The organism is Ferrimonas sediminicola (genome assembly GCF_005116715.1).
Lineage (GTDB): Bacteria > Pseudomonadota > Gammaproteobacteria > Enterobacterales > Shewanellaceae > Ferrimonas > Ferrimonas sediminicola.
This window is the reverse complement of sequence record NZ_SWCI01000023.1, coordinates 1-12,997: the sequence shown is the minus strand read 5'-3', so window position 1 is coordinate 12,997 and position 12,997 is coordinate 1. Positions and strand designations below refer to the sequence as shown.

Sequence of the window (12,997 nt, the reverse complement as noted above, 5' to 3'; positions counted from 1 at the left end):
CCGATCACCGATTCCGGAGAATTGGGCTAAATCGATCGGATAAAAACGGAATCAGTGATCGGTTTGCTCCGGAATGAGTGATCGGATTGGAGCGGAATCAGTGATCGGATTCGACCGGTACATGCACGGATATCAAACGGTCTGGCATCATCGATAATAAGCTATGCGATCTGACCATGGATTTGGTGCTTAAATTGGTAACCGATGAAAACGACGATCCACTATCCGATACTGATCTCCCGTTCATCCAGGCCGCTTTTCCCTCCCGTTTCGCCGGCGGCACGCTGCAGCCCCCCTGTTTGTACGAAAAAGCCCACTGGTGCTCACTCTATTCGTCGGCCCAGGAGCTGTTTGAACCGCTATCCCGGTTGCCTCGAGGTGGCTGTTGGATCTACCCCACGACTGAGCAGGGCAGCAGCGTCGAAGAGCTACTCGAGGCGATGCAAGCTAAGCCAAGTTGTCGACCGGTGACTGTTGGCTACGTGGCTCTGGAGGATGCCCGGAAAAGGGAAGGTAGCCTAGAGGCAGAGCATTGTTACGCTGAGCCGGCGATAGGGCTAGCAGATTGCATAGGCTCTATTGAAGTGCGACTTGCCGGGGCGAAAGCCTTTCTGGCCAATGCGTTCTGGCACATGGAGGTCGACGGGCGGGCTATGCTTGTGAAGAAAGCCCCTCTGCTGGAGCCCTTCTATGAAGCCAGGCAAGCACCTTAGTTATTCGCGCTCACTGTCTCCGGGCAAAGCGGTGTTTTTCTATCAGCGAGAAGGCTGTGACTTTGTTCCACTGGCCATAGAGGTGAACAAAATTAACGGCCAAAAAAGCTCTTTTTCTGAGGGCTATGACAACCAGTTCAAAGCCAGGCAAAGTGAAACCAAGGAGTTGGCCTATGGAAATCCCCACACCATAGAGGCCTGCTACGTTCCCCCAATGGTCGACGAGTTGTACTGCCGCTTCTCATTGCGGGTGGAGGCGAACTCGTTGGCACCGGATCGTTACGATGAGCCTAGGGTTAATCGATGGCTGATGAGGTTGGCTCAAGCCTACCGCGACCACGGTGGATACCAAGAGTTGGCGCGCCGCTATGCCAAGAACATCCTGATGGGGCGCTGGCTGTGGCGAAACCGGCAGACGATGGGAACGGCGATTGATGTGAAAACCTCTGCCGGCTCCCGTTTCGAGATTGAAGATGCCAGGGGGCTTGATTGGTACGAACCTTGGCCACAAGAGGCGGAGAGAGTTTTACAGGGGTTATCCCTGGAGATGGCTGAAGCACTGAGTAACCCGAGGCAGTTTTGGTTCTCGACGGTGACGGCCCGGTTGAAAACTGCTTTCTGCCAGGAGATCCATCCCAGCCTGCAATTCGTTGAAAACGTCGACCGGGGATTGCCCACTCGCCAACTGGCGACGGTGGAGTGTGCCGATGGCAGCAAGGCGGCCAGCTTTCACGCTGAGAAGGTCGGCGCGGCGCTGCAGATGATCGACGACTGGTGGGAGGAGGAGGCCGATATTCCATTACGGGTGCATGAGTATGGAGCCAACCGCGATGCTCTGGTTGCACTGCGTCACCCGGTGACCGGTCGTGATTTTTATCAACACCTTAAACGGACCGCTTTCTACATTCGCCAGATGAGGCACTGCTGCCAGGTCGACGGCAGTGATATACCGGCCGAGATACACTACTTGATGTCGGTCTTGCTCAAAGGCGGTTTGTTTCAACAGGGGAGAGCCTAGATGGTGTCAAGGTACTATTTCGCCATTCGTTACCTCCCTAAAAATGCTGATTGCACTTTGTTAGCAGGGCGCTGCCTATCGATCTTGCACGGCTTTTTGAGGAGACATCCTTTTGCTGGTATTGGAGTCAGCTTTCCTGATTGGGGTGAAAACACCATTGGTGTCAGCATTGCTTTTGTCAGTGCGGAAAAAGCGGTGCTTAGGCAACTGATTCATCAGCCATATTTCGCAATGATGGCGAGTGATCGGTTATTTGAACTGACCGAGGTGGCGGAGGTGCCTGAAGCCGGCTCGGAGATCAGGTTTACACGCAACCAGGGGATAGCCAAATGCTTTGCCGGTGAGAAGCGACGTCGCCTGGCTCGAGCCAAAAGGCGGGCCGCGTCCCGGGGAGAGCCATTCCGACCGGTGGCAGAAACGCACGGGCGGGAGATAACACCGTTTCACTGTGCCCTGATGGAGAGCAAGAGCACCGGTCAGCAGTATTTGCTCCATATTCAAAGAGAAGATGGGGCTTCTCAAGTCTGTGACGACTTTGGCGGTTATGGCTTGGCGACGAATTGCCATCATCGTGGCACAGTGCCTGAGCTGCCCGGTTCGAATACCCTCTTTTCGACTCTTATATAAATATCAATTAATTCATTTGATTACGTATGGCGTTTAAAAAAGGGCTATTGGCCATTATTGGGATAAGGGGCCGTTATGGAGCGATAGAGTGAGCTATGCTTTACGGTGAACTGCCGCATAGGCAGCTGAGAAAACGACGCCAACATTGATGAACTCTTCTTTGAGGTGAACTGCCGCATAGGCAGCCGAGAATAGGCCTGAAAGCAAGCAACCACAACGGAGAACCCGATTCTGCCGCACAGGCAGTGGACCGCCTAAGGCCCTCGGCAACCGCCGGGGGCTTTTTCATATCTGGAAATTGGGTATTACTCATGGCTGCGGTATTTACTGGGTCTGAATCCGGTTACCACCAAACTTCGCCATGAAAGACCAGTTTTCCCATCGGTACCAGTCCATATTTCATCGCGACCAAGCGAGAAAAGGCATTAACCATAATCTCTTCTTGTACGTAATAAGCTTGTCGAACATGACTCATCTGGATCATGGCTAATAGCCATAGAAACTGACGATTTTGACCTATTTAAGGCTCACTACACTTGAACTCGGCATAATGTTTGAGGTCGTTTTTCTTGTCGATTAGTGGTAGGTTATTCTTTTGCCACCCCGAGAGATATTGGGGTTTCGCTCTATTTTACGGTCTAACATCCCTAAAGGTGCTGTGCGGGTTTGGAGGTTTAAGAATGGACTATCGAACTAGAGAAATGGAAGCGGAAACACTCCTTAAGGAGTTCAATGCGCATGAGATAATGGATAGGTGTAATAAGTACCTTTTATTTCACCACAGTATTCCGGAAGATGCCGTACTAATTAAGAATTGTGTGATTTATGACCCGAAACAGTGCTTAAGCGAATACTCAAACAAATTTTTCAGAGTAAATCATTATAAAGTTAACTCTTTTCATTTTTCTGCACAATGTTTTTGCTTTGAGCCTCAAAGTGAAAATCTGAGAATAAAATTCGAGAATCATATTTTAGATACCGGTAGGGTTGGTGAGCAGGATACCATTCAGCACTATATTTACAGTTGTCGGGATGAAAAGGGTCAGAATGCAATTGCCGGTCGATGGGTACTATTATTCGCTGCACTTAGTGAACTTAGTAAGCATTTTGACATAAGGTATCATTATAATGGTGTAAACCACATTGTAATCCACCGTGTATATAGTCTTGTAAGGCAAGTGATGGATGAAATTGGAATCAACTACCCACACTATCATTGTAGAGCATCAAGTTTCATACCCGTTAGCACGAGGCTAGATTATCGTTGTAGAAGTGACTATCAGTTGAACGGTATTGAAGATTATCTAAATCTTGCATTTGAAATTGTGGCTGCGGTATATCAAAAAATGGCAGTGGTTAGCTTTGAGTTTACAATCAGTAAGCGAAACTCTCTTTTAGACAAATGTCAGACTGAAGCAAAAATGGCAATAGAGTCTGAAGTGAGAGATAGAGAGGAGGGAGTTGAGCTTTGGCGCGAAATAGAGGCTAAGCTAGCTATTGAGAACCAGGAGCGTTTAAATAGAAAAGAGGAGTTGGAACGGCTTGTTAATTCTGGCGAGTACTTTGGAAAACATATGGAAGTTGGCAGGAATGAGTTTGAAAGACTGCTGTGGACTTATCCAATGAGAGATCGAAAAAGGATATTTAATGTTTCTGATGTGACGCTTGCAAAAGCGAGGCGGGCATATAAAGTAAGAAACCATACAAGAAATTTCTGGTCTTCACATGCTCGTAAGTCACATCCTAATGGCGTTCCTAAATCTGAATTTCAGATGCCTCCTGATTGGGTCTGTGACGAAAATTGAACCCACTTTTTGTTGGTGTTGCAATTTTAGGCTTAAAGTTATTTGATGGTACTGATGTGATGGGCGACTCTTATATGGATTGAGTCGTGCAAACATAATTTTGGTATGTTATGACTATGATTTATGAATGGGTGGCTATCACATCTATACAGAATAGTAATTAATGGGGTGAACTACCTTAAATGCAGATTGACGACAGGAAGATAACCTGATGAGTGAGCCTATCGACCTTACTCCTTACCTGGATAATCGTGGGCGCGTTCTGGCTTCTGCGCCGTTGAGTATCAAAGAATTAGTTTTTGTTTGTCGGGCAAAGAAAACCCACGGGAATAAGTACCTTTATGATCAGTTGGGCTACATCGACAGCACGACAAAGGTAACGATTGTTTGTCCAGAACATGGGCCCTTTAAACAAGAGCCCTATCGGCATGCCAATGGAAAGGGTTGCCCCCAATGTGCTCGTAAGAAAGCAACAGGCAGAAAAGGTAAAACTACGGCACAATTTATAGATGAAGCTCGGGCCAAGCACGGAGATCGCTTCAACTATACCCAAACTAGATACATAACTAACAATCGGCCGGTTACAATCATATGTCCCGAGCATGGGGCGTTTGAGCAAACGCCAAGTTCCCACTTGACCACTGCGATAGCTTGCCGAAAATGTGCTGGTTCGGACCGGCTAAACAAAGAGGAATTTGTAGAGCGAGCCCAGAAAGTACACGGTACACGCTACGATTATTCACAGGTTGAGCACGTTAATTTCGGGACAAAAATCACCATTTGTTGCGCCGATCACGGCCCTTTCAGTCAACAAGCAGGGAACCATCTCTCTGGCAGTGGCTGTCCCGCCTGCCCTCGCTCAACGGCACTAACTACCAAAGCATGGGTTGAACGCGCACTCGAGCGGCACGGTGATTTTTACGATTACAGTAAGGCCGTATTTCGTGGCTGCAATGAGAAGGTCACGATTATTTGCCCCATACACGGTGAATTTGAGCAATTACCGTATCATCACACAAAAGGTTCTAATTGCCCCCAATGTGTTAATCGTTACTCGCCGACAACAGAAGAATGGATAAAGATGGCCATCGAAGTGCATGGTGAACGCTACGATTACAGTGAAACTGTCTATCAAGGCGCAAGAAAAAGACTATCCTATCGCTGCAAAGTTCATGGAGTGATTGAGCAGCAGGCAGGTGACCATTTAAGAGGGCACGGTTGTGCGTTTTGTTCAAAAGTTGGTAACTACTCGACAGCTCAATGGATTGAAAAAGCACGTCAGGTTCACGGAGACTCCTACTATTATACTGAAAGTGAATATATTGACAAAAACACCAAGGTGCGGATCATTTGTCCGAGGCACGGGCCATTTAATCAGGCCGGGGGAAGTCATTTACAGGGTATTGGATGTCCCAGTTGTGCTTCGCACGGTTATAACCCGTCACTTCCTGGTGTCATATATTTACTTCGAAGTATTGATTATAACCAAGACGTGATCAAATTTGGTATCAGTAACTTCGTTGAGCAACGGCATCAGCAGCTCAATACAGCTACGCCATTTGAGTTTCAATGTATCGATAAAGTTTACTATGAGGATGGTCGTATACCGCTGCTGATAGAAACTTCCTTGAAACGGATAGTTAGGCAATACGGATGCCGTGCATTATTTCCAACTTCCTTTGATGGCTACAGGGAGTGGGCAATGTTTAGCTCCGGCCTACTCGAAAAGTTCAAGGACATGTGTGCGCTGGCTGACATACTTGACTTTGATGTTCTAGAAGCGAAGTTGATTCCGGCCGATGGCGAGTGAATTTGTTTTCTCGCCTCTAACAGCTTTTAGCTGTCCAGTACCAGTAGAGCCGTCCAGTCGACTCCAGTAGACTGGTCGGCGTTGGCCGCGCCGCTATTCGCTTCTAATGGCAAAGCTAGGCACCTCTATTGGTTTGAACTGTATTTTTTGCTGGATTGATGTAGACGGTCTGAAGAAACACTATAAGAAATTCGGCCAATGGCCTATAATGCAATCAGTGCTATGTCATTCAACGGATGTGATACACAGGTGAGCTATGGCAGTAAAAAAACTGGACACTACCTCTCTAGCCAATGAAACAAACAGTGAGTATGAGGCTAAGCAGTCAATACAATCAATGTTAGATTATAGCCTTGATCGAGTAATTGAAGAGTCAAACAAGATCAAAGCATCGATAGAATCAGAGTCTGACATCATGTCTAAATGTTGGCTTGAGCAAAAGGCCGACATCCTTGATAGGTGCCATAAATATAAAGTTGTGGATGTAAAGGCGATGCACTTTATATGGATGGCGTTGGGTGTGGTCAATATCCAGGAGGAGGCATTTAAACTTGAGATAATAAGTGGCTCCTTCCCATTTTACCCCGTCTTTCAATATGAGGCTGAAGATTTAAGTAATGTCAGCAAAACAGCCGTTTTAACATATGAAATTCTCCAGGGCGAGGATGACTTGGCAATTTATGATTGGTTTACAAGCCACAATACACTCCTTGGATTTACTCCGGCAGATTGGCTAAATACCCCTAAGTATCGTACCGACATTTTAGAGGCCGCAAGATATTTTGTGTCAGCTAGCAATGCTGTCAGTATGGAGTGTTAAGGATGGCCCCAAAAACAATAATAAAACGTAAGGGCGATATATTTCATCGCGTGATTAATATTGTGTTGTCGGAAAATGGACTGAGAGCTTATGACGCCTTGGATCCTAACCCTTTTCATAAACTTAAGTGGGAGACAGAATTAAACCCTCTGAAAGAATGTGGCACTCCATTTCCTGGGAGGTTTTCCCCCTTTAAAAGTTCTCTCGATCCCGTACCCGCTCTTTATCTCGGAGCAACACCAGGCGCGGTGTACTTTGAGAAAATAATACGACCATTTGATATTGTTGAAGGTCACTATATTAAAGCGGCTGCATTTGATGTTAGTGAGCGCGTAGCTATAAAATTCGAACAAGACTTATTGTTTGCTGACCTTTATCCATATAACTTAACTGGTCCTAATGGCAATGGGAATTGGAAATACGAAATCTCCGACATCTATACAACACCTCATAAGCCGAATATAGAAAATTCTAGGAGAATTGCTAAAGAAATCTACGAGAACTACCCTAATTTAGATGGGATAAGGTATCAATCCGCCCAGAGAAATAATGAGGAATGTTTTGTTTTGTTTGGTCGCGCAAGGAAGGGCAATGTAATATATCGCGTAAGCGCTTGGGAAGACAGAGTAGAGTGGGAAGGGTTGTTAGAGTCTGAACTTAGAGCTGGGAGAGTGAAAGTTGCCAAGTGTCTTGCTGATGCTTGCAAAGAACCAGATTATTACATTCCAAAATTAATTAATGAGGAAGTGTCTTACTAGTCATAGTTTATTTATGTAGTGGTTTACACCCGTCGATCTGAAGGGGTTGAGTGTTAGCCCGCTGGATGCTTTTTGGGGGCATAATGTGATTACGGATACCGATATACTGTGCATGGCTCATCGGTCAGATGAGCTACCTCAAAGAGGCTATCTGGGAGCGGTTACTGAATTGGAAATCCGACTGACAGAGATAGTGGTAGATTAACAAGGAAAGCTGAATCAATGACAGCGCTATAGTCGAAGTGTGCTTGCTTTGGGCTACGCACGGTCAAATTCTTCAGTTAGCACTAGAAGAGCAGGCATGCGGCTTCCAGTTTGAACTCCGCAGTGAATGAGCGACGCTTTCTTGTCATTGATCACCTCTTGTTACGGTGGCGACTTTACCACCTAAAGCGGTGTCCGGGATCATTAAACCACTACACACGGATGCTGGCGTGTCGGTTGAGTCACTGGACTTGCGTGGTGTAGACCTGACCTCACCGGCAGGCAAGCTTCAGCTTACCGTCTTAGCTGCTGTGGCTGAGATGGAGAAGGGACGCATCGTTGAGCGCACCAAAGAAGGGCTGGCCAGGGCTTAGGCTCAAGGTAAGAAGCTGGGCAGAAAGCCAGCCACAAGTGTTGAGCTGGTTAGAGGTTGTAAGACCGAGGGGCTGTCCCAGTCGGCTACGGCCAATCAGTTGGACAGATCGTTAGCCACTGTGAAGAGGTACCGAAATAGGTAATCAAGCCTTGAACCTTGCCCTTCTCATCGGTCATTGTCCATGCTGAGGGCAAGGCAAGGACTACAGAGTACTCGTTTTTTTCGTCCGACTTTCAGCAATATCCCATAAGGTATCAACGTGGTGTCGATAGCCTGGAAATTTCGGCGTTGGACGGTTTACTGTAGATAGGCTTTGACTGATACCGAACAATGTGTAGTCAAAGGGATGTAATTGGATGGTTAGCTTAGACCTTTGTTATTGAGCGGTGGTGAAGTAAATGACAACCGAAAGGACCCCGAAATCAGTCATTGACGAGCATATTGATACGAAGCTCGAAACGCTTCGCCGTGATCCTCAAACGGCGATTGGTCATATTCGTCAAGAACGTAGCGTCCGCAATGATTACATGGGGCGGGCACCTTTTGAGTTACTTCAGAATGCACTGGATAGGGCAAGTAGCAAAGTCAGACTTAAGCTCTGCCGGGAGACAAAGAGCTTCTCGGTTGCTAATGATGGTGTACCGTTTAGCTTTCAAACCGAGCAAAGCGATAGCTGGTCAGATTTTGCCGCGCTTTGTGCTGTAAATAGCAGTAATAAGGAAGTGGGAAAGTCGATTGGCAACAAGGGCGTTGGCTTTAGATCTGTTTGGGAGTTTTGCCCACAAGTTCAGATTGTTTCCTGCCTTGCTGACTCTGACGAATGTTGGGGTTTTCAGCTGAATTTTCCGTTCGTTCAAGAGTGCTTGAGCAGTTGGGCAGATAAAGAGAAAGCGGAAGAAATCTCACGGTGTATAAATATTCTCCCCAAGGAGAAGGGCCAAGCGCCATCGTTCTACTTCCCGAAATATTTGCCTGAAGCAGCGCTGGGTGAAGTAGGCGTTGTTACAGAGGTTACGCTACAGGGTTTAAGCGAGAAGAAGTTAGATCGACTGGAGAAGTTGCTTTCGAAACTAGCCGACTCTCCACTGATGTTCTCAGGCTTTGCGTCCAATCATGCCAAGCTTGGTAACTTGAAAGCAGAGTTTGATATTTCTGGCAGCTGCCGGACTAGAAACCTTCGTATTGAAGAGCACAGCCATCATCTGGTAGAAGTTGATACAAGTGAGCTTGTTAGTTCCAGCTATAAGCATGTGCTAGAAGCTATTGATTACAGCCTAACCCGAAAGCCGCAGCTTTTTTTGGCTATACCTAACTCATTATCAGGCCCTGATGATGAGAAAACTGGTGCATACCACTGCTACTTGCCGACAGAGCTCAGTACAGGTTGCCCGCTGCACATCCATGCAGACTTTTATGTAGACAACTCACGTAAGCACATCGACTTTCAGGACATTGAATATAACTCGAAGTTAATTTCATTGGCTGCGAATGCCCTGCTTGCACATTTTGACGAGCACCACGCTAGCTACGCTATTCCTGTTATTTCCGCCAACTTAATGCCATCGAGTGGCAAACTGAAAGAGGCTTTACAGCACCACTTTAAAAGTGGCGAAAAATTAGCCTCATTGATCCAGAAACTTCTCACGAGTCGGCTGAGGCCATCCTTCGATGATATCGAGGCTCTGTGGGCGTTAATTGGTCACTATTCGCCTGAGCGTGGCCACGGAGGTCATTGGGAGCGTTACGACCGAGAACTCGCAAGATACTTTGCCAACTTCTCACGGGTCGACCTCGAATTAGTTCCACTCAGTGTGCGAGACAAAGCCGCGACTGAGGTGGAAAGACCACAGTGCGTGCAGATCCCAGAGCCTAGTGTCGAAGAAGATGCACGGGCCGAGTTATTCTGCCTGAGTCGTGCTACTACCGTCAGTCCAATCAGTGCAATCGGTGTGACTGTAACACCTTGGCGCTTCCCAGCAGCAGTGCGAGATAACCTCAAGAGAGTGAATGTCTGGCGAGGCTATGAAGAGTCACTATCAGTGATCCGGGCGATTATCCGCTCGCAGAAGAAGCATGAAGCAGATGAGCATAGAGAGCAGTTGCTTCAGGCTGCAGCGATAATCGACCCGATAAGGAACGAGTTACCTCAGATCAGGATGGTCGGTATTGAGCGCCATCGAAGTCATGCACTTCTAGTACCTGCAGACTGCTCTTCTGGTTGGGCCCCTGCTTCTGAGTGTTATCTTCAAAGTGACCTATTGGATAGATGCTTAGAGAGCACCCCTTACTATCGTGTAGATGAGAGACGAGCGCAGCAATATCTTGGAGAGAACTACAAGCACCAACTTGCTTTCTGGGGTGTGTGGCAAGTGCTACCTATTAAACGGGTTGGCAAAGCTAGTGAAATTAAGTGGAACCTTGTGCTTCCAGCGCGCGAACTGCTGAGCATACTATCTCCGGCAGAGTTGCTTGAGAACTTGGCACAGTGCTTTGAGTTCTGGCAAAGGTGTAGCTTCTTCATTCAAAAGCGCGATTCATTGCATGAAGCCTTCATAGACCTTTATGACACTGAGTGGCTTGAGGCTACTCAGGGTAAAGAAAAGGTTATTGCTTCACCGGCACGAACCTTTAACCTGTCAGGTAATCAGGTGCTATCGCACGTGCCGTTTATTTGCCGAGAAAAGCTCCCATCTAATCATGAAGCGCTCTTGAGGTGGCTCTTGGTGCGGGATATTGAGCAAGAAAGCAACATCAACAAACTGACATGGGCCGCGAACTGTATAACCTCACAACTGGGTCCATCTAAACCGCGTTCGGTTAGCCGTGAATATCGACTAGTTATAACTAGACTAAACAGTTTGCGATCCCAAATTGATAAGAAATTAAACGATTTCCCTCGATTAGTAAAAGATAAATCTGGGGTCCGATTAGCTGGACAGCATGAAGTTGTTTACTTTTTGACGGCTGAAGAAAGGCGCAGAATTCGAGGGAGTAACCGCTTGGAAATTCCTTTGCTAGATGTGCCGAGGGATACGTCTATTGAGTTGGTCCAGAAGTTGCGGTTAATCAATCGTTTCACACCGAAACCGGTGATTGAACCAGCTCTGGATACTATTTCGGGAGCGCCGGATCAAATTGAATACATGGCGGAAAAGGTGCTGCCAAAGCTCTTTGCTTATGCTGATATTGCCGAAGAAATCAGCCGTGATCCCGATGAGGACAAGATCAAAGAGCGCTGGGGAGCAATCGACATTCGGGTTGCTAACGAAGGCTGTGATGTCGTTGTTAGTTTCCAGGATCCTGAAGAGAACGTAATTAGCTCTGCCTCAATTAATCAGAACAAGGCTGTATGGTTTCCAGCTACAAATGCCTCTAAGGCTGCAATCTTGATACTGCATACTGAGTTTGATTGGGAAAGTCACCATGACTTGAAAGCACTAAGCAAGTGGATGGCTCAGGAGGTGTTCCGCATGACTGAGTTGCAGCAGGGCTTTGCCATGACACTGCTTGGTGAGACAGAGATAGAGCCAGACAAAGTCGACGAGCATCGAAGTCATATTACAGGCTGGCTGAGTCTGGACGACGAAACTGAACTGGTGGCCAACATTGAAGGCCTGTTGGGCAAAAAACTAGAGAAAGGAGCGTGGCGGCTTCTGAGTACCTACCAAGGGGCCTCACTAACCTATTCCCGATTGAAGCAATCGTTGCCAGAGCAGCTTATTGCTGCAATTGAACATTTGGATCCTCGTAGAGTTAATTCAGACTCTCTCAAACGATGGCTGGCAGAGAATAAATCAAAGCTTGAGCACTTGGGTGATTTAGGGCAACCCAGCTTTGAATCGCTGATTGAAGGCGAGAAATTAGATGATTTTGACTTTGAGCCTGGACTGTTCGTGCTTACGAAGCTCGGCATCGAGCAAAGCGAGTTTAACAAAATAAATGAGTCACTAGCGCCTGAGCTCTCGGAGTTGCAGCGCCGGAGCTTTGAAGTTGGCTTACCTACAAAAAAAATCCCTACCACACCAACAAAACGGTTTGAGACTGTAAGTCGTATTGGCAGTGGAACTGGACGTTTAGTTAAAGCAAGAGCACAAAGTGTTCATGCTGCTGAATCCGAAGCAAAAGCGGAAAATGGGCTTAATGCTGAATCGCAAATTGCTATCCAGTACGCCCAGGCTACTTCTGACCTAACAGTAGAACAGCAGGAAATAGTGTATGAGTTGGTAGCTAACGAATATCGACGATTACTGAATGAGCATCGGCCTGAACCGCAAATCGCTCAACACATTGATACGCTGCTTTCTTTGCCAAAACCGTCGTCAGCAAAGGCATGGTATGACTTCCTACATATCGGGAAGTCATTTGATGGTTGCGGTTATGATGTTCTAGGGTTTGAGGCAGAGAGAGGCCATTTACTGCTGGTTGAAGTTAAGCACAGTAGTCAGGAGCCACCGGTCATCTACTTGTCCGAAAATGAACGACGTTGTGTTATACGTTTTGCTAGTGATGATTTTAAGAGCGTATGCTCAACCAGTAAGTGGCGGCTTTATCTGACAAGTGAGCGTGATGAAACTAAGGATTGCACAGCAGAAGTGATCCACGCGGTTACTGAGCATGATATAAGTTACTCCCAAATAGTCAGTGACTTAAAATCAACAGAGTGGCGTTTGCAAATAAAAGATGTTGGTTAGTACAAACGTGATGTTGCTACATACTCGATAGACTATTACAACTTTCAGCATGATCCTGCCCCGATAAAGTGGACACGGGTTTGTTATACCGCCAGTTTCTCAAACTGCTGTGGACTTTGGTAGCCCAAGCTTGAGTGTAATCGACGGCGGTTATAGAACTGGTCAATGTAGTTAG

10 protein-coding genes are annotated in these 12,997 nt (G+C 46.9%); 9 read left to right on the top strand and 1 reads right to left on the bottom strand.

The genetic code is table 11. The features are described 5' to 3' along the window. The first annotated feature begins 176 nt into the window (after positions 1-176). From FCL40_RS18165 to FCL40_RS18125, 9 genes are all read left to right on the top strand, one after another. The gene (locus FCL40_RS18165; RefSeq protein ID WP_136854690.1) at positions 177-713 is read left to right on the top strand and encodes a hypothetical protein; all 537 of its coding nucleotides are present in this window, start codon (positions 177-179) and stop codon (positions 711-713) included. Beyond that, positions 691-1,731, top strand: coding sequence for a type I-F CRISPR-associated protein Csy3 (gene csy3 / locus FCL40_RS18160; RefSeq protein ID WP_136854689.1), 1,041 nt, complete (start codon positions 691-693; stop codon positions 1,729-1,731). The genes FCL40_RS18165 and csy3 overlap by 23 nt, the downstream gene beginning before the upstream one ends. Next, entirely contained in the window at positions 1,732-2,358 is a 627-nt protein-coding gene (gene cas6f / locus FCL40_RS18155; protein ID WP_229360377.1) for a type I-F CRISPR-associated endoribonuclease Cas6/Csy4, read from the top strand. A 680-nt stretch (positions 2,359-3,038) separates the two neighbouring features. Further along, positions 3,039-4,163 (top strand): hypothetical protein, encoded by a 1,125-nt coding sequence (locus tag FCL40_RS18150; protein WP_136854688.1) that lies wholly within the window; start codon positions 3,039-3,041, stop codon positions 4,161-4,163. A 211-nt stretch (positions 4,164-4,374) separates the two neighbouring features. Continuing rightward, complete coding sequence (locus tag FCL40_RS18145) at positions 4,375-5,973, top strand: hypothetical protein (protein ID WP_136854687.1); 1,599 nt, start codon at positions 4,375-4,377, stop codon at positions 5,971-5,973. Between the two features lie 256 nt (positions 5,974-6,229). Then, positions 6,230-6,793: a hypothetical protein gene (locus tag FCL40_RS18140; RefSeq protein WP_136854686.1), complete on the top strand. Its 564-nt coding sequence runs from the start codon at positions 6,230-6,232 to the stop codon at positions 6,791-6,793. Positions 6,794-6,795: 2 nt separating this feature from the next. Beyond that, positions 6,796-7,551: an RES family NAD+ phosphorylase gene (locus tag FCL40_RS18135; RefSeq protein ID WP_136854685.1), complete on the top strand. Its 756-nt coding sequence runs from the start codon at positions 6,796-6,798 to the stop codon at positions 7,549-7,551. Between the two features lie 371 nt (positions 7,552-7,922). Then, positions 7,923-8,129 carry a recombinase family protein gene (locus FCL40_RS18955; RefSeq protein WP_136854684.1) on the top strand — a complete coding sequence of 69 codons (207 nt, stop codon included), beginning with the start codon at positions 7,923-7,925 and terminating at the stop codon, positions 8,127-8,129. A 400-nt stretch (positions 8,130-8,529) separates the two neighbouring features. Continuing rightward, entirely contained in the window at positions 8,530-12,822 is a 4,293-nt protein-coding gene (locus FCL40_RS18125) for a sacsin N-terminal ATP-binding-like domain-containing protein (RefSeq protein ID WP_136854683.1), read from the top strand. An 83-nt stretch (positions 12,823-12,905) separates the two neighbouring features. Here the strand turns inward: FCL40_RS18125 and FCL40_RS18950 are convergent, their stop codons facing one another. Further along, entirely contained in the window at positions 12,906-12,989 is an 84-nt protein-coding gene (locus FCL40_RS18950; protein ID WP_407644149.1) for a hypothetical protein, read from the bottom strand. Between the last annotated feature and the right edge of the window lie 8 nt (positions 12,990-12,997).